14 protein-coding genes are annotated in these 17364 nt (G+C 70.5%); 5 read left to right on the top strand and 9 right to left on the bottom strand.

The window, feature by feature from the left end:
* Positions 1-9 precede the first annotated feature (9 nt).
* Together KZ820_RS04385 and KZ820_RS04390 are read left to right on the top strand one after the other, a co-directional pair.
* A complete protein-coding gene (locus tag KZ820_RS04385; RefSeq protein WP_219747413.1) occupies positions 10-1263 on the top strand; it encodes a putative DNA modification/repair radical SAM protein in 1254 nt (417 codons plus the stop codon).
* A 204-nt stretch (positions 1264-1467) separates the two neighbouring features.
* On the top strand, positions 1468-2877 hold the full coding sequence (locus KZ820_RS04390; protein WP_219747414.1) for a UdgX family uracil-DNA binding protein: 1410 nt from the start codon (positions 1468-1470) through the stop codon (positions 2875-2877).
* A gap of 140 nt (positions 2878-3017) precedes the next feature.
* On the opposite strand, the gene mutS is transcribed toward KZ820_RS04390, so the two are convergent.
* The 3 genes from mutS to KZ820_RS04405 form a co-directional block, all read right to left on the bottom strand.
* Positions 3018-5594: a DNA mismatch repair protein MutS gene (gene mutS, locus KZ820_RS04395; protein WP_219748098.1), complete on the bottom strand. Its 2577-nt coding sequence runs from the start codon at positions 5592-5594 to the stop codon at positions 3018-3020.
* A 190-nt stretch (positions 5595-5784) separates the two neighbouring features.
* Entirely contained in the window at positions 5785-6057 is a 273-nt protein-coding gene (locus KZ820_RS04400) for a type II toxin-antitoxin system RelE/ParE family toxin (protein ID WP_219747415.1), read from the bottom strand.
* The gene (locus tag KZ820_RS04405) at positions 6050-6235 is read right to left on the bottom strand and encodes a hypothetical protein (protein WP_219747416.1); all 186 of its coding nucleotides are present in this window, start codon (positions 6233-6235) and stop codon (positions 6050-6052) included. Before KZ820_RS04405 ends, KZ820_RS04400 begins: the two co-directional genes overlap by 8 nt.
* Positions 6236-6332: 97 nt before the next feature.
* Between KZ820_RS04405 and KZ820_RS04410 the strand changes: the two genes are divergently transcribed.
* Together KZ820_RS04410 and KZ820_RS04415 are read left to right on the top strand one after the other, a co-directional pair.
* Positions 6333-6809, top strand: coding sequence for a methylated-DNA--[protein]-cysteine S-methyltransferase (locus tag KZ820_RS04410; protein WP_219747417.1), 477 nt, complete (start codon positions 6333-6335; stop codon positions 6807-6809).
* 41 nt (positions 6810-6850) lie between these two features.
* Complete coding sequence (locus tag KZ820_RS04415; protein WP_219747418.1) at positions 6851-9127, top strand: NADP-dependent malic enzyme; 2277 nt, start codon at positions 6851-6853, stop codon at positions 9125-9127.
* 503 nt (positions 9128-9630) lie between these two features.
* On the opposite strand, the gene queA is transcribed toward KZ820_RS04415, so the two are convergent.
* The 6 genes from queA to KZ820_RS04445 all read right to left on the bottom strand — a co-directional run bounded on the left by queA (position 9631) and on the right by KZ820_RS04445 (position 14288).
* Entirely contained in the window at positions 9631-10656 is a 1026-nt protein-coding gene (gene queA / locus KZ820_RS04420; RefSeq protein ID WP_219747419.1) for a tRNA preQ1(34) S-adenosylmethionine ribosyltransferase-isomerase QueA, read from the bottom strand.
* Positions 10657-10675: 19 nt separating this feature from the next.
* A complete protein-coding gene (locus KZ820_RS04425; RefSeq protein WP_219747420.1) occupies positions 10676-11401 on the bottom strand; it encodes a peptidylprolyl isomerase in 726 nt (241 codons plus the stop codon).
* Positions 11402-11703: 302 nt separating this feature from the next.
* Positions 11704-12210 carry a pantetheine-phosphate adenylyltransferase gene (coaD, locus tag KZ820_RS04430; RefSeq protein WP_219748099.1) on the bottom strand — a complete coding sequence of 169 codons (507 nt, stop codon included), beginning with the start codon at positions 12208-12210 and terminating at the stop codon, positions 11704-11706.
* Positions 12211-12215: 5 nt separating this feature from the next.
* Positions 12216-13124 (bottom strand): polyprenyl synthetase family protein, encoded by a 909-nt coding sequence (locus KZ820_RS04435; RefSeq protein ID WP_219747421.1) that lies wholly within the window; start codon positions 13122-13124, stop codon positions 12216-12218.
* Positions 13121-13360 (bottom strand): exodeoxyribonuclease VII small subunit, encoded by a 240-nt coding sequence (locus tag KZ820_RS04440; protein ID WP_132907713.1) that lies wholly within the window; start codon positions 13358-13360, stop codon positions 13121-13123. Before KZ820_RS04440 ends, KZ820_RS04435 begins: the two co-directional genes overlap by 4 nt.
* A gap of 373 nt (positions 13361-13733) precedes the next feature.
* A complete protein-coding gene (locus KZ820_RS04445; protein WP_219747422.1) occupies positions 13734-14288 on the bottom strand; it encodes a hypothetical protein in 555 nt (184 codons plus the stop codon).
* A gap of 191 nt (positions 14289-14479) precedes the next feature.
* Here KZ820_RS04445 and acnA point away from each other — a divergent pair, with 191 nt between their 5' ends.
* Complete coding sequence (gene acnA / locus KZ820_RS04450) at positions 14480-17167, top strand: aconitate hydratase AcnA (protein ID WP_219747423.1); 2688 nt, start codon at positions 14480-14482, stop codon at positions 17165-17167.
* Positions 17168-17364: the final 197 nt, after the last annotated feature.

A 17364-nucleotide genomic window follows, 5' to 3' on the forward strand; every position in this document is an offset into this window, starting at 1 on the left:
ATCGAACACATGGCGCAGCTTGACGTCCGCCAGAAACTGGAAATACTCGCCGATGCGGCGAAGTACGACGCCTCGTGTGCGTCGTCCGGCACCTCGAAGCGCACCTCGGCCGATGGCAAGGGGATCGGCTCGACCGAGGGCATGGGCATCTGCCACGCCTACGCGCCCGACGGGCGCTGCATCTCGCTGCTCAAGATCCTGCTAACCAACAGCTGCGTCTTTGACTGCCATTATTGCATCAACCGGAAGAGCTCGAACGTGCGCCGCGCCCGCTTCAGCGCGCAGGAGGTGGTGAACCTCACCCTCTCCTTCTACCGGCGCAACTATATCGAGGGGCTGTTCCTCTCGTCCGGCATCATCAAGTCATCGAACTACACGATGGAACAGCTGGTCGAGGTCGCGCGCTCGCTGCGCGAAGATCATCATTTCCGCGGCTATATCCACCTCAAGACGATCCCCGACGCTGACCCAGAGCTGGTTCACCAGGCCGGGCTCTACGCCGATCGCGTGTCGATCAACGTCGAGTTGCCTACCGTCGGCGGGCTGCGCCGGCTCGCGCCCGAGAAGGACGGCGCTCGGATCGAGGGCGCGATGGGCGAGATGAAGGCGGCGATCACCGACACCGCCGACGCGCGCACCCGCTACAAGTCCGCGCCGCGCTTCGCGCCGGCGGGGCAGTCGACCCAGATGATCGTGGGCGCCGACGCCGCGACTGACGGCGAGATCGTGCGCAAGGCGTCGACTCTGTACGATCGCTTCGGGCTGCGCCGCGTCTATTACTCCGCGTTCAGCCCGATCCCCGACGCCTCCGCGGTGCTGCCGCTGCAGCGCCCGCCACTGATGCGCGAGCATCGGCTGTACCAGTCGGACTGGCTGATGCGCTTCTACGGCTTCTCGACCGACGAGGTCGTCGCCGCGGCGGACGAGGCGACGGGCATGCTGCCGCTCGACATGGATCCCAAGCTCGCCTGGGCGCTCAAGTTCCGCGATCGCTTCCCGGTCGACGTCAATCGGGCGCCGCGCGAGCTGCTGTGGCGCGTGCCGGGGCTCGGCACCAAGGCGGTGAAGAGCATCCTGGCGGCGCGGCGCTGGCGACGGCTGCGGCTGGACGACGTGGCTCGCCTGACGGTGTCGATCGCGCGGGTGCGGCCGTTCATCGTCTGCGAGGACTGGCGGCCTGTGGTGCTGGCCGACCGCGCCGAGCTCAGGCCGCTGGTCGCGCCCAAGGTGAAGACGCAGCAGCTGGAGCTGTTCGCCGCGTGAGAGTGACTCGCGGGTGAAACGGATCGCCGCGGTGGCGCGCTAAGGCGGGGTGATTGTCGGACGTGAATCAGCGGTGACGCACTTCGCTTCCCCTCTCTTCAGGGGAGGGGCTGGGGTTGGGGTGCTTCCGCATACGCCGTGTGCGCAGAGAAGCCCCACCCCAACCCTTCCCCTTAGGGGGAGAGGCTCAGGGGTGCGCTAGTCGTGCGCGTCGTCACCCTTTCCGCGCCCGACGACGTCGATGGCTGGCGCGATGCCGCGCGCGGGCTGCTCGCCGATCACGTCGCGCCCGACGCCGTCGTATGGCAGGTCGGCGACGCCGCGACCGATCTCTTCGCCGCTACCGCTGCCGGGCCACCCCCCGCCCCGCGACACGACGCCGCCGCGCCCGCCATGCGAGTGCCGCGCGCCTTCCTCGATCTCGCCAACAATGCCGCGCTCCACCAAGATCCCGAGCGTTTCGCGCTTCTCTACGCGATGCTGTGGCGGCTGCGCGCCACGCCGCGCCTGACCGACGACCATGCCGACCCGCTCGTCCGTCGGATCGAGACGCTGGCCAAGTCGGTGCGACGCGACATCCACAAGATGCGCGCCTTCGTGCGCTTCCGCTCCGTCAGCGACGACGCAGGCGAGCGCTACGTCGCCTGGTTCGAGCCCGAGCATCATATCGTTCGCGCCAACGCGGCCTTCTTCGTCAACCGCTTCGCCAGCATGCGCTGGTCGATCCTCACGCCCGAGGTCTCGCTCCACTGGGACGGTGCCGCGCTCCAGGAGGGTCCGGCGGCGGAGCGCGGCGACGCGCCCGAGGGCGACCCGATCGAGGAGGTGTGGAAGACCTATTACGCCAGCATCTTCAACCCGGCGCGGGTGAAGGTCGGCACGATGCTGCGCGAGATGCCGCGAAAGTACTGGAAAAACATGCCGGAGACCGCGCTGGTGCCGCAGCTGCTGGCGACCGCGCAGGCACGGGAGAGCGGGATGATCGACAAGGCGCGCGCCCGGGAGAGCACGGTCGGCGACAATGCGCGGGCGGCGTGGGAAGCGCTGCGCGACGAGGCCTCGGCCTGCACGCGCTGTCACCTCTACAAGCCGGCGACGCAGACGGTCTTCGGCGAGGGGCCGGTCGACGCGACGATGATGTTCGTCGGCGAGCAGCCCGGCGACCAGGAGGATCTCGCCGGCCAACCTTTCGTCGGCCCCGCGGGGCAGGTGTTCGATCGCGCGCTCGCGGCGGCGGGGATCACCCGCGCGGAGACCTATGTCACGAACGCGGTCAAGCACTTCAAATTCGAGCCGCGCGGCAAGCGGCGGATCCACGCCAAGCCCGACGCGGGCGAGATCGAGGCGTGCCGCTGGTGGACCGAGCAGGAGCAGATGCTGCTGCGCCCGAAGGTGACGGTCGCGCTCGGCGCCACCGCGGCGCGCAGCCTGTTCGGCAAGGTGATGACGATCGGTCGCGAGCGCGGCCGGGAGCTTCGCCTACCCGACGGCGGGGCGGCATGGATCACGGTGCATCCGAGCTACCTGCTGCGGCTGCCCGACGAGGCGGCGAGAGCGAGCGAATATGAGCGCTTCGTCGAGGACTTGAGGATGGCGCACGCGGCGCTGGGGTGATTAGTGTCGCGGCCACACGCATCTCGCCCGCGCTCTCTCCGCGGGTACCTGGCATGGCTCGCTGATCGAGACAGCGTGTCGCTCGCTCTCACTGACCAGCGACACGGCTTACCCAGCGCCGCCATAACGAGCCACCTTTCCTAGCCCTCGCGCGCCAGCGCCTTGAGCCGGTACAATGTATCAAGCGCCTCGCGCGGGGTCAGCGCGTCGACGTCGAGCGCTTCCACTTCGGCGCGGATGGCGTCGCATTGTGCCTCCTCCGCCTGCGCCGCCGCGGCGAACAGCGGCAGGTCGTCGAGCCCCGCCGCCAGCCCGCCGGTCCTGGCACGCCCCGCCTCCAGCTTCGCCAGCACCGCCTTGGCGCGCTGCACCGTGGCGGGCGGCATGCCCGCCAGCCGTGCCACCGCCAGGCCATAGCTGCGATCCGCCGGCCCATCGGCCACCTCGTGGAGCAGCACCAGCTCGCCCTTCCACTCGCGCGCGCGGACATGGTGGAGCGACAGCGAGTCGCACCGCTCCGCCAGCCGCGTCAACTCGTGATAATGGGTGGCGAACAGGCAGCGGCAGCGATTGTCCTCGTGGATCGCCTCCACCACCGCCCAGGCGATGGCGAGCCCGTCATAGGTGCTGGTCCCGCGCCCGACCTCGTCGAGGATCACGAGACTGTCCGGCGTCGCCTGCGCCAGGATCGCGGCGGTCTCGACCATCTCGACCATGAAGGTCGAACGTCCGCGCGCGAGATTGTCCGACGCGCCGACGCGGCTGAACAAGCGATCGACCAGCCCCAGCCGCGCCGTCGCGGCCGGCACATAGGCGCCCGCCTGCGCCAGCACCGCGATCAGCGCGTTCTGCCGCAGGAAGGTCGACTTGCCGCCCATGTTGGGCCCGGTGAGGAGCCACAGCCGCACCGCCGCACCGCCCAGCGCGCAGTCGTTGGCGACGAAGCGGTCGCCGCTCTTCGCCAGTGCCGCCTCGACCACGGGGTGGCGCCCCTCGCGCACGTCGAAGCACGCCTCCGCGGCGAAGCTCGGCCGCGCCCAGCCGCCCTCGGCGGCGCGCTCCGCCAGCCCGGCGGCAACGTCGAGCCGGGCGAGCGCGTCCGCCGTCGCGGCGATCGCCTCGCGTCCGGCGAGCGCGGCGGCGGTGAGCTCTTCGAGATGCGCCGCCTCGGCCGCTAGCGCGTGCGCGCCCGCCTGGGTGACGCTGGCCGCCACCTCGTGCAGCTCGGGCGCGTTGAAGCGCACCACGCCGGCGAGCGTCTGGCGGTGGGTGAAGCCCGATTCGGCGCGCATCAGCGGGTCCGCCACGCGCGCGGGCACCTCGATATGGTAGCCGAGCACGCCGTTGTGACGGATCTTGAGCGCCGCGATCTTGGTGCGCTCGCGGAAGCTCGCCTCCAGCGCGGCGATGGCACGGCGGCCGCCGCTGCCGGTCTCGCGCAGCGCGTCGAGCGCGGCGTCATAGCCCGCGGCGATATAGCCGCCCTCGCTCGCCTCAATCGGCGGTGCGGGGACAAGCGCGCGCTTGAGCAGGTCGATCAGCGCGCCATGCCCGCGCAGCCGCGGCGCCAGCTCGCGCAACAGCGCGGGTGCCGGCTCCAGCGCGCCGAGCCGCTCGCCGATGGTCCAGGCCCCGTCGAGCCCGTCGCGCAGCTGGCCGAGGTCGCGCGGGCTCCCGCGCCCCGCCGCCAGTCGCCCCAGCGCGCGGCCGATGTCGGGCAGCGCGCGCAGCGCGGCGCGCACGCGCTCGCGCAAGCCGGCATCGTCGTGGAGGAGCTGGACGAGATCGAGCCGCGCCTCGATCGCGTCGCGTGCCATCAGCGGCGCGCCCAGGTCGGCGGCTAGCAGCCGAGCGCCGGCGCCGGTGACGGTCCGGTCGACCGCGTCGAGCAGGCTGCCCTTGCGCTGGCCCGCGGCGGTGCAGGTCAGCTCGAGGCTCTCGCGCGTGGCGGCGTCGATCGCCATCGCGTCGCGCGCGGCGGCCAGCACCGGCGGGCGCAGGAAGGGCAGCTGTCCCTTGGCGGTATGGTCGAGATAGGCGACCAGCCCGCCCGCCGCGGCGAGCGCGGCGCGGCCGAACTGGCCGAAGCCATCGAGCGTCGCCACGCCGAACAGCCGCTTCAGCCGCGCCTCGCCCGCGCCGCTGTCGAAGTCGCCGCGCGGGCGCCGCACCGTGGCGGGGGCGTCGCTCTCCTCCGCGGCGACCACCTCGGCGGCGCCGAGCCGCGCGAGTTCGGCGGCGAGGCCGGCGCGGTCGCAGGCGATCACCTCGAACCGGCCGGTCGACACGTCCGCCGCGGCGAGCGCGACCTCGCCCGCGGCCTCGCCCACCGCGACGCACCAATTGGCGGCGCGCGAGTCGAGCAAAGTCTCCTCGGTCAGCGTACCGGCGGTGACGACGCGGACGATCGCGCGCTCGACCAGCGCCTTGGAACCGCGCGCCTTGCGCGCCGCCTCGGGCGTCTCGGTCTGCTCGGCGATGGCGACGCGATGGCCCGCCTTGATGAGGCGCTGGAGATAGGCGGTGGCGGCGTGGACCGGCACGCCGCACATCGGGATCTTCTCGCCCGCGTGCTCGCCGCGTGCGGTGAGCGCGATGTCGAGCACCTGCGCGGCGACGCGCGCGTCGTCGAAGAACAATTCGAAGAAGTCGCCCATGCGGTAGAACAGCAGACAGTCCGCCGCTTCCGCCTTGAGCGCGAGATATTGCGCCATCATCGGCGTAGGGGCGGTCATAGGGTCTGATCCGGGAGGCGGGAGATAGAGGGGATATTGTCAGCGGCGACATCAGGCATCGCGCGTGAGCGGTGCTCCGGAGGTTTGAGCGCGGCTGACTGAAAGACTCGTCATTGCGGCAAGCATAAGCGCAGGATAAACGATCTGCCAGTTCAGGCGAGACACGACCGCGTCAGTCAGGTCGCCGGGCGCCATGCCGGACCGAGAGGATCGCGATCGTGTCGCCGATCACCCGGTAGCGGAGCAGATAGGGCGATACGGTCACCAACTCGCGGCGGCCGCCAGGGAGTGGTCGACCTCGGTCAGGGAAGACGCTCAAACTTCTTGCTAGGATGAACAGGCGCCGACGAAGCCGCTCGGCAGCCGTAGCGTCGAAGACGCCGACGTAAGAGACGATGAGATCAAGCTGATCTAGCGCCTCGTCGGTCCAGATGACGTCAGCCACCTCGCTGTGCGAGCCACTCCCTGAATGACGTACGGCCGGGTTTGCCCCAGGTCTCCATCCACTCGGCGACGATCGCGTGCGAGTAGACCCGGCCCGCGACAATGTCCGCCTCGGCGCGAGCGAGTGAGGCGGCATCCTCTTCCGCGTCCCACCGGCCCAGATCGCGATCGTGTTCCATGCCGACAGCCTACACGCTCCGTCCCATCCTCGCCACACGCGCTTTGACCGCAATCGGCGGGATGCACGCCCCTGCCGCGCCCGCTACATCTGCCGCCATGCTCTATCGCACCACCACGGACTCGCCCGTCGGCACGCTCACCCTGGTCGCCAGCGACGCGGGGCTGGTCGCCGTGCTGTGGCCCGACGACTCGCCCGGTCGCGTGCGCCTCGCCGCCGCCGAGGAGCGCGCCAACCATCCCGTGCTCGCCGCCGCTCGTACCCAGCTCGGCGAGTATTTCGCCGGCCGGCGCCGCGACTTCGACCTGCCGCTCGCGCCTGTCGGCACCGCCTTCCAGCGCGCCGTCTGGGCCGCGCTCGCCGCCATCCCGCACGGCGAGACGCGCAGCTACGGCGACATCGCCCGGGCGATTGGCCGCCCGACCGCGAGCCGCGCGGTCGGCGCCGCCAACGGGCGCAATCCGTTGTCGATCGTGGTGCCGTGCCACCGCGTGATCGGCGCTTCCGGCCAGCTCACCGGCTTCGCCGGCGGCCTGGCGGCCAAGCAACAACTGCTCGCGCACGAGCGACGTTAGCGATGGTTTTCAAACGCGCCTGCCTTCCCTAGAGGAAGGTCATGACCGACGATCGCACCGCCACCGAGACGCGCCACGACCAGTTCTCCGAGCGCGAGGCCCTGCTGTTCCACTCGGAGGGACGCCCCGGCAAGATCGAGATCATCGCCTCCAAACCCATGGCGACGCAGCGCGATCTCGCGCTCGCTTACTCGCCCGGCGTCGCGGTGCCGGTGCAGGCGATCGCCGACGATCCCGCCACTGCCTATGACTACACCGCCAAGGGTAATCTCGTCGCCGTCATCTCGAACGGCACCGCGATCCTCGGCATGGGCAATCTCGGCGCGCTTGCCTCCAAGCCGGTGATGGAGGGCAAGGCGGTGCTCTTCAAGCGCTTCGCCGACGTCGACTCGATCGACCTCGAGCTCAAGACCGAGGACGTCAACCGCTTCATCGACGCGGTCGAGCTGATGGAGCCGAGCTTCGGCGGCATCAACCTCGAGGACATCAAGGCGCCCGAGTGTTTCATCATCGAGCAGACGCTGCGCGAGCGGATGAACATCCCCGTCTTCCATGACGACCAGCACGGCACCGCGATCATCTGCGCCGCCGGCCTGATCAACGCCTGCCTCCTCACCGGACGCCAGCTCTCCTCGGTCAAGGTCGTCGTCAACGGCGCCGGCGCCGCCGCGATCGCCTGCACCGAGCTGATCAAGGCGATGGGCGTGCGCGCCGACAACGTGCTGATCTGCGACCGCACGGGCGTGATCTACCAGGGCCGCGACGACGTGAACCAGTGGCAGTCGGCACACGCCGCCAACACCGACCGCCGCACCCTTACCGAGGCGCTGCACGGTGCCGACGTGTTCCTCGGCCTCTCCGCCGCGGGCGCGCTCAAGCCGGAGATGGTCAAGGACATGGCGCCGGCGCCGATCATCTTCGCCATGGCCAACCCCGAGCCGGAGATCCGCCCCGAGCTCGCCAAGGCGGCGCGCCCCGACGCCATCGTGGCCACCGGCCGGTCGGACTATCCGAACCAGGTCAACAACGTGCTGGGCTTCCCCTTCATCTTCCGCGGCGCGCTCGACGTGCGCGCCACGGGGATCAACGACGAGATGAAGATCGCCGCCGCCAACGCCATCGCCGAGCTGGCGCGCGACCGCGTGCCCGAGGAGGTCGCCGCCGCCTATGGCACGCGCCATACCTTCGGCCCGGACTATATCATCCCCGCGCCGTTCGACCCGCGTCTGATGGAGATGGTGTCGGTCGCGGTCGCGCAGGCGGCGATGGACTCGGGCGTCGCCACCAAGCCGATCACCGACATGAACGCCTATCGCGAGGCGCTGCGCGCGCGGCTCAATCCCACCACCGCGGTGCTGAGCCTCGCCTATGAAGGTGCCAAGGCGAACCCCAAGCGCGTGCTCTTCGCCGAGGGCGAGGAAGAGGTGGTGCTGCGCGCCGCGATCGCCTTCAAGGAGGGCGGCTACGGCACCCCGGTACTGGTCGGGCGCGAGGACGTGTACGACAATCTCCGCGCGCTCGGGATCGAGAACCCCGAGGAATATGAGCTGCACAACAGCCGCGTCTCGCCGCTGGTGCCGAAGATGGTCGACTTCCTCTACCAGCGGCTTCAGCGCCGCGGCTTCCTGCGCCGCGAGGTGGAGCGGATGATCAACCAGGACCGCAACATCTTCGGCGCGGTGCTGCTTCAGCTCGGCGCCGCCGACGCGATGATCACCGGCGTCACCCGTCCGTGGGCACAGTCGATGCGCGAGATCAAGCGCGTGATCGATCCCGCGCCGGGCCGTACCGCTTTCGGCATCCACGTGCTGGTGGGCCAGTCACACACCGTCTTCATCGCCGACACGACGGTCAACGAGCGCCCCAACGCGGAGGAGCTGGCCGACATCGCCGAGCAGACCGCGACCGTGGCGCGCCAGATGGGGCACGAGCCGCGCGTCGCCTTCCTGAGCTATTCCACCTTCGGCAACCCGACCGGCCAGTGGCTCGACAACATCCGCGAGGCGGTCCACGTGCTCGACCAGCGCGCGGTGAGCTTCGAATATGAGGGCGAGATGGCGCCCGACGTCGCGCTCAACCCCAAGCAGCTGGCGAATTACCCCTTCGCGCGACTGTCGGGGCCGGCCAACATCCTCGTCATGCCCGGCCTGCAATCGGCCAACATCTCGGCCAAGCTGCTTCGCGAGCTCGGCGGCGACGACATGATCGGGCCGATGCTGGTGGGCATGGAGAAGCCGGTGCAGATCGCGCCGATGACCTCCACCGCGAGCGAGCTGGTGACGCTGGCGGTGCTCGCCGCGGGCGGCATCGCGCGCTGAGGCGCGGCGCCGGCGCGCGGCACGCGCCGGTGGCGGAGCCCACGAAGCGGCGCGTCGATCATGCTCGAGCGCCAGGAGACCGGTGCTGGCGCGATCCAGCTAGCGGTGCCGATCCGTGGGGGCGCGGCGCGTCGGAGCGACTCAACCTTCGCGCCGGATCGGTGCGCCCGGCTCCAACATGACTCAACGTTCGCGCCGTCGCGCGCGCGACCGGAGACACACATCAAGGGTCTGCCGCCGCAGCCTTTCGCCCGCGTAGCCCGCGCCGCGCCCTCGCGCGAATGTTGCGAATGTTGAGTCGCTGAGACGTTCGCGGCGACGCGCACGGCGATCGTCATGGTACCGGGCGCCGACGCACGCGCCGGCGATGAGACAGAGCGTCGATGCCCCTGCCACACCGCCATCGGCGTAGGACAGCCCGCTGCCGCCGATCGCGTCAGCTGCCGCTCTTCCTCCTTTTCTCGAACGTGCTCCTGCGACGGCCGGAGCGTCACGGCTTGCCCCTATGGCAGCAGCAGCGACCCGTCCCCGTAGCTGTAGAAGCGATACCCTCGCTCGATCGCATGAGCGTACGCCGCCTGCATCCGCTCCAGCCCCATCAGCGCCGAGACCAGCATGAACAGGGTCGAGCGCGGCAGATGGAAGTTGGTCATCAACCCGTCGACGCCGCGGAAGCGATAGCCCGGCGTGATGAAGATCGCGGTGTCGCCCTCGAACGGCCGGACGATCCTGTCCTCCCCCGCGGCGCTCTCGATCAGCCGCAGCGAAGTGGTGCCGACCGCGATCACGCGTCCGCCGCGCGCGCGCACCGCGTTGAGCCGGTCGGCGGTGGCCTGATCGATCCGGCCCCATTCGGCGTGCATCTTGTGGTCGGCGGTGTCCTCCGCCTTGACCGGCAGGAAGGTGCCCGCGCCGACGTGGAGCGTCAGCGTGGCATGCTCCACCCCCGCCGCGGCGAGCCGCTCGAGCAGCGCGGGTGTGAAGTGGAGCGCCGCGGTGGGCGCCGCCACCGCGCCGGGCTCGGCGGCGAACATCGTCTGGTAATCGTCGGCGTCGCGCGCGTCGGCGGCGCGCTTGCCCGCGATATAGGGCGGCAGCGGCATCCGCCCGGCGCGCTCGAGCAGCAGCTCGACCGGCTCGTCGCCGGCGAAGTCGAGCGCCCAGCTGCCGTCGTCCGCGCGGTCGCGCGCGGTGGCGCTCACGCCCGCGCCGAAGTCGATCGTGTCGCCGTCGCGCAGCCGCTTGGCGTTGCGAACGAAGGCGCGCCAGCGGCGCGACCCCTCGCGCTTGTGCAGCGTGGCGCCGATCCGGGCGTTGCCGCGCGCGCCCTCGAGCTGCGCGGGGATCACGCGGGTGTCGTTGAAGACGAGCAGGTCGCCCGCGCGCAGCACGTCGGGCAGGTCCGCGACGCTGCGGTCGTCGAGCCCGTCGCCGCGCACCACGAGCAGCCGCGCGGCGTCACGCGGGCTCGCCGGGCGCAGTGCGATCCGCTCGGGCGGGAGGTCGAAGTCGAAGAGGTCGACGTTCATCGGCGTCGCGCGCGCCGGCTCAGCGGCGGCGCGGCGCCGGCTTGGCGCGCGGCGCCGGCGCGGTGGTGGCGGCAGGCGGCGTCGCCGCGCCCGTGCCTGTCCCGGTTCCCGGCAGCGTCGGCGTGGTGCCCGGCAGCGTCGGCAGCGTCGCGGGCGCGGCGGCGGGCAGCGGCTGATAGGCCGGGGGGTTGTCCGAGGCGATATAGGCGTGGACGATCCGCGACGGGTTCGCCGGCGGCTCGCCGCGCTCGATCGCGTCGACGTAGTTCATCCCCGACATCACGCGGCCGAACACGGTGTACTTCTTGTCCAGCGAGAAGCGCGGCTGGAAGACGATATAGAACTGGCTGTTGGCGCTGTCCTCTTTCTCGGCGCGCGCGGCGGCGACCGAGCCGCGCACGTGCGGCAGATAGTTGAACTCGGCGGGCAGGTCGGGGAGCGTGCTGCCGCCGGTGCCGTCGCCCTTGGGGTCGCCGCCCTGCGCCATGAAGCCGTCGATGACGCGGTGGAACACGAGACCGTCGTAGAAATGCTGGCGGGTGAGCTGCTTGATCCGCTCGACCATCTTGGGCGCGACGTCCGGGCGCAGCGCGATCTCGACCCGCCCGCCGGTGGAGAGGTCGAGCAGCCAGATGTTGGTCTTGTCGCCCAGCGGCGGCGGCGCGAGCCGCTCCTGCGCCGCGGCGGGGGCGGCGGTGAGGACGACGGCGGCGAAAAGGGCGGACAGGAGGGCGGACGGGCGCATCGGTGCTTTCGGGTCTGTCGGGAGAGTGTCAGCGGCGGCGTCTAGACCAGATTCACGCTTGCGCCAAACTGAATGGGGATGGCGGGGGTGGCTGTGCCTGCGCGGGCTATGCCATCGTCATCCCCTTCCCTTCCGTCATCCCGGACTTGGTCCGGGATCCACTTCACCGCGTACCCAGGAACCGGAGAGTCTGCGGCACGGTGGATCCCGGACCAAGTCCGGGATGACGGAAGAAGAGGTCGAGATAATGAGAGAAGCGGTTGCGAGGGCGAGGAAGGTAGGATGACCCGCGCGGGCGCCCCTCACCCCCCGCGCCGCCCCACCAGCGCGACCCGCTCGACCACTTCCTGGCACACCGCGGCGGTGACGAACTTGCGGATGTCGCCGCCGAACAAAGCGATTTCCTTGACCAGCTTGGAGGCGATCGGCTGCAGCCCGACGTCGGCCATCAGGAAGACGGTCTCGATCCGGTCGTTGAGCTGCTGGTTCATCCCCGCCATCTGATATTCGTACTCGAAGTCGGCGACGGCGCGCAGCCCGCGCACGATCATGGTCGCGCCCTCGCGCTCGGCGAAGTCCATCAGCAGCGAGTCGAACTCGACCACATGGATCTCGCCGCCGATCGCGGTGACCTCGCGCTGCACCATCGCCATACGCTCGGCGACACTGAACATCGGCGACTTGCTGGGGTTGGTGGTGACGCCGATCACCAGCCGGTCGACCAATTTGGCACCGCGGCGGATGATGTCCATGTGGCCGAGCGTGATCGGATCGAACGTGCCCGGGTAGACGCCGACGCGCGCGCCCACGCCGCTCACCCGCGCCGCTCGGTGACGAAGCGAGCGATCGCGCGCAGCAGCTCGGCCTCCTCGCCGTAGCTGCGCAGGTGGTCGATCGCCTGCTCGACGAGCATCCGCGACTGCTGCTTGGCACGCTCGACGCCCAGCAGCGAGACGAACGTCTCCTTGCCCGCCTCGCCGTCCTTGCGCAGCTTCTTGCCGGCGAGCTGCTCGTCGCCCTCGACGTCGAGCAGGTCGTCGACGATCTGGAAGGCGAGTCCGAGGTCGTGCGCGTAGCCGCGCAGGTGGCGGCGCCCCTCGGGCGGGACGCGGCCGAGGATCGCACCCGCCTCCACCGCCGCGCCGATCAGCGCGCCGGTCTTCATCTGCTGGAGCCGCGTGACGGTGCCGAGGTCGAAGGCGGCGCCGTCGGCCTTGAGGTCCATCGCCTGCCCGCCCGCCATGCCGCTCGGCCCCGAGGCGCGCGCGAGGTCGGCGACCAGCTCGGCGCGGACGAAGGGGTCGGCATGGGTAGCGGGATCGGCGAGCACCTCGAAGGCGAGCGCGTGGAGGCAGTCGCCCGCCAGGATCGCGGTAGCCTCGTCGAACGCCTTGTGGACAGTCGCCTTGCCGTGGCGCAGGTCGTCGTCGTCCATCGCCGGCAGGTCGTCGTGGATCAGCGAGTAGGCGTGGATCGCCTCGAGCGCGACCGCGGCGCGCGCGGCGCCGTCGCGCGCCACGTCGAACAGCCGCGCGGTGGCGAACACCAGCAGCGGGCGCAGCCGCTTGCCGCCGCCGATCGTGGCGTGGCGCATCGCGCGGTAGAGATCGGCGCGGGGATCGTCGGGCACCGGAAGCAGCGCGTCGAAGCGACGGTCCATCTCGGCCGCGACTTCCTTGAGCGCGGCCTGGAGCTTGGGCGACGCGGTGGCGGTGATGGTCATCCCGCGGCGAAGGGCTCGGTGGCGGCGGGGCGGCCGTCGGCGCCGAGCCGGATCGCCTCGATCCGCGCCTGCGCGGCGTCGAGCCGGTCGGCACAGCGCTGCCGCAGCGCGCTGCCGCGCTCGTAGAGCCGGATCGCCTCCTCCAGCGGGGTATCGCCCGACTCGAGCCGGGCGACGATCGTCTCCAGCTCGCGTAGGCCGGCCTCGAACGACAGCGTCTCGATGTCCTGCTCCATCAGCCGGCTATGCGATGGGGGGTGCGCTGGGTCAAGGCGATGGGGGCGGTGGCGACGACGGCGCTCACCTCTCCTTCCTTCGTCGTCCTGAGCTTGTCTCAGGATCCACCGTGCCGCTCATGCAACGGCCAGTGGCGCAAGCGGACGGGTGGATCCTGAAACGAGTTCAGGATGACGGACGTGGAGGCGGGTAGTTCTCGAGCCTTCGATGCCTCCGCGCCACCGACCCGTTCGTGCTGAGGAGGCACTGAGCTCGTCGACGTGCCGTCTCGAAGCACGCGGCGCCCGGGTACGTGGCCACGCTTCGAGACGAGGCTTCGACGAGCTCAGCCTCTCCTCAGCACGAACGGGAAGGAGGCGAGCCGGTAGCGCGCTACCGCCGCCACTTCTCCACCGCGGCCGCATACGCCCCCGCCGCCTGCTCGCGCGCCGCCTCTAGCTTCGCTCGTTCCCGCTCGTGCCGGCGACCGGCCTCACGGCGCTCGCGGTCGAGCGCGGCCTGGCGCTCGGCCAGCGCCTTCTCCTCGTCGCGGCGGCGCGCGTCCTCCTGCTCGAGCGCCTTCTCGGCCGCCTCCATCTCGGCGCGGCTCGGGCGTGGGACGGGCGGCTTCGTCGAAGGCTTGGATTGCGCGGTCCTCGACCGCGGCGCTTCCTCTTCCTCCGCCGCCCTGCGCGCGCGCTTCGGCCGGTCCGGCGGTAACGCCGCGAGTTGCTCGGCCGCGCTGCCGCGCGAGCGCCGCACCACCTCGCCCGGGCGTGCCAGCGGCTCCGCCATCAATGCAGCGTCGGTCACCTCCTCCGCGACGCCGCGCGCGAACAGGTCGGCGTCGGCGCCCCAGGCGGCTAGCGCGGCCCTGCGACTCGGCGCCGCGACATAGGCGTCGTGGAAGCCGGCAGGCGTGCGGAACACCTTGAGCTTGCGCGCCATTCTCCCGCCTCTCCGGGCGACCCCGCGCCCCCGGCCACAATCGCTTACGGAGACACGCCGTTCCACCCTTCCCCGCCCGGTCCCCCGCTGCTATCGCCCGCGGCGATCGAGAGTTTCGCCCGCACCCGCGCGCACGCGGCCGTGCCGCATCGCCGCGGGCGCGAGGCTCCCACGAGGAAGGACAGCTGCCCATGACGGCCATCGGCCACGACACGCTCAACGCCCGCACCACGCTGACGGCCGGGGGCAAGACCTACGACTATTTCGCGCTGAAGGCGGCGGAAGCGAAGTTCGGCGACATCTCGCGCCTGCCCTTCTCGATGAAGGTGCTGCTGGAGAACATGCTGCGCTTCGAGGACGGCGTGACCGTGACCGAGGCGGACGTGAAAGCGATCGTCGACTGGCAGCAGGAGCGCCGCAGCGACCGCGAGATCCAGTATCGCCCCGCGCGCGTGCTGATGCAGGACTTCACCGGCGTGCCCTGCGTGGTCGACCTCGCCGCGATGCGCGACGCGATCACCAAGCTCGGCGGCGACGCCGCCAAGATCAACCCGCAGGTGCCCGTCCACCTCGTCATCGACCACTCGGTGATGGTCGACGAGTTCGGGACGCCCAAGGCGTTCGAGGACAATGTCGATCTCGAATATGCGCGCAACGCCGAGCGCTACGAGTTCCTGAAGTGGGGCTCCAAGGCGCTCGACAATTTCAAGGTGGTGCCGCCGGGCACCGGCATCTGCCACCAGGTCAACCTGGAATATATCGGCCACGCGGTGTGGGCGTCGGAGGAGACGGGTGACCACGCCAAGAGCGGCGCGACGATCGCCTATCCCGACACGTTGGTGGGCACCGACAGCCACACCACGATGATCAACGGCCTGGGCGTGCTCGGCTGGGGCGTCGGCGGGATCGAGGCCGAGGCGGCGATGCTCGGCCAGCCCGTCTCGATGCTGATCCCCGAGGTGGTCGGCTTCAAGCTGACCGGTTCCCTGCGCGAGGGCATCACCGCGACCGACCTGGTGCTGACCGTCACGCAGATGCTGCGCGCCAAGGGCGTGGTCGGCCGCTTCGTCGAGTTCTACGGCCCCGGGCTCGACCAGATGACGCTCGCCGACCGCGCGACGATCGCCAACATGGCGCCCGAGTACGGCGCGACCTGCGGCTTCTTCCCGGTCGACGACAAGACGATGGACTATATGCGCCTGACCGGCCGTCCCGACGAGGTGGTCGCGCTGACCGAGGCCTATGCCAAGGCGCAGGGCATGTGGCGCTATGCCGACAGCCCCGATCCCGTCTTCACCGACACGCTCGAGCTCGACATGGGCACCGTGGTGCCGTCGCTCGCCGGGCCGAAGCGCCCGCAGGACAAGGTCAGCCTCGACACCGTCGACGAGGTGTTCAACGGCGACCTGTTCAAGCTCTACCACAAGGAAAAGCCGACGCGCGTCGCGGTCGACGAGCGCGGCCATGACATCGGCGACGGCGACGTGGTGATCGCGGCGATCACCAGCTGCACCAACACCTCCAACCCCTCGGTGCTGGTCGCCGCCGGGCTGGTGGCGCGCAAGGCGCGCGAGAAGGGCCTCGCGCCCAAGCCCTGGGTCAAGACCAGCCTCGCGCCGGGTTCGCAGGTGGTCACCGACTATCTCGACAAGGCCGGGCTGTCCGAGGACCTCGACGCGATCGGCTTCAACCTGGTCGGCTATGGCTGCACCACCTGCATCGGCAACTCGGGCCCGCTCGCCGCGCCGATCAGCAAGGCGATCAACGAGAACGACCTGGTCGCCGCCTCGGTGCTGTCGGGCAACCGCAACTTCGAGGGCCGCGTCTCGCCCGACGTGCGCGCCAACTTCCTCGCCTCGCCGCCGCTGGTGGTCGCCTATGCGCTCAAGGGCACGGTGACGACCGACATGAACGAGACGCCGATCGGCCAGGGCAAGGACGGCGGCGACGTCTACCTGCGCGACATCTGGCCGACCAACCAGGAGGTCGCCGACCTCATGGCGGCGAACATCGACGACGGCATGTTCCGCGCGCGCTACGGCAACGTCTACGCCGGCGACAGCAAGTGGCAGGCGATCGACGTCACCGGCTCGGACACGTACAGCTGGCGCGCCGGCTCGACCTATGTCGCCAACCCGCCCTATTTCGAGGGCATGGAGATGACGCCCAAGCCGACGACCGACATCGTCGACGCCAAGCCGCTGGCGATCCTGGGCGACTCGATCACCACCGACCACATCTCGCCGGCCGGCTCGATCAAGGCCGACAGCCCGGCGGGGACGTGGCTGCAGGAGCACCAGGTCTCGCGCCAGGACTTCAACAGCTACGGCGCGCGCCGCGGCCATCACGAGGTGATGATGCGCGGCACCTTCGCCAACATTCGCATCAAGAACGAGATGGTGCCGGGCGTCGAGGGCGGGATGAGCCGCTACGACGGCGAGGTCATGCCGATCTACGACGCGGCGATGCGTCACAAGGCCGACGGCACGCCGCTGGTGGTGGTCGCGGGCAAGGAGTACGGCACGGGTTCGTCGCGCGACTGGGCGGCGAAGGGCACCAACCTGCTCGGCGTGCGCGCGGTGATCGCGGAGAGCTTCGAGCGCATCCACCGCTCGAACCTGGTCGGCATGGGCGTGCTGCCGCTGCAGTTCGCCGAGGGCGTGTCGCGCCAGTCGCTCGGGCTGACCGGCGACGAGACCTTCACGATCGAGAACGTGGCAGGCCTGCGCCCGCGCCAGAACGTGACCGTGACGCTGAAGCGCGCCGACGGCTCGACCGAGACGTTCGCGACGCGCTGCCGGATCGATACCGTCAACGAGCTGGAATATTTCCTCAACGGCGGCATCCTCCAGTACGTGCTGCGCAAGCTCGCCGCCTGAGCCTGCCGCCCGTGAGGGGATGAGAGAGGGAGGGTTCCGCGAGGGGCCCTCCCTTTTTCTATGGGAAGTGTGCCGCGGTTCCTTACCGACGCGCGCCGCGCGCTCCCGTCGGGCGTCAGGGGCGTGTGCCGCGGCTCCCCCACCATCGCCGTCATCCTGAACTCGTTTCAGGATCCACTGTGCCGCATGCACGGCGC

It is taken from the genome of Sphingomonas citri (genome assembly GCF_019429485.1).
GTDB classification, from domain to species: domain Bacteria; phylum Pseudomonadota; class Alphaproteobacteria; order Sphingomonadales; family Sphingomonadaceae; genus Sphingomonas; species Sphingomonas citri.

Coding starts and splice junctions, on each gene's coding strand:
- KZ820_RS04385 (WP_219747413.1), top strand. CDS start 10: ATGGCGCAGCTTGACGTCCGCCAGAAACTGGAAATACTCGCCGATGCG.
- mutS (WP_219748098.1), bottom strand. CDS start 5,594: ATGATGGCGCAATATCTCGCGCTCAAGGCGGAAGCGGCGGACTGTCTG.
- KZ820_RS04405 (WP_219747416.1), bottom strand. CDS start 6,235: ATGGAACACGATCGCGATCTGGGCCGGTGGGACGCGGAAGAGGATGCC.
- KZ820_RS04410 (WP_219747417.1), top strand. CDS start 6,333: ATGCTCTATCGCACCACCACGGACTCGCCCGTCGGCACGCTCACCCTG.
- KZ820_RS04415 (WP_219747418.1), top strand. CDS start 6,851: ATGACCGACGATCGCACCGCCACCGAGACGCGCCACGACCAGTTCTCC.
- queA (WP_219747419.1), bottom strand. CDS start 10,656: ATGAACGTCGACCTCTTCGACTTCGACCTCCCGCCCGAGCGGATCGCA.
- KZ820_RS04425 (WP_219747420.1), bottom strand. CDS start 11,401: ATGCGCCCGTCCGCCCTCCTGTCCGCCCTTTTCGCCGCCGTCGTCCTC.
- KZ820_RS04435 (WP_219747421.1), bottom strand. CDS start 13,124: ATGACCATCACCGCCACCGCGTCGCCCAAGCTCCAGGCCGCGCTCAAG.
- KZ820_RS04440 (WP_132907713.1), bottom strand. CDS start 13,360: ATGGAGCAGGACATCGAGACGCTGTCGTTCGAGGCCGGCCTACGCGAG.
- KZ820_RS04445 (WP_219747422.1), bottom strand. CDS start 14,288: ATGGCGCGCAAGCTCAAGGTGTTCCGCACGCCTGCCGGCTTCCACGAC.
- acnA (WP_219747423.1), top strand. CDS start 14,480: ATGACGGCCATCGGCCACGACACGCTCAACGCCCGCACCACGCTGACG.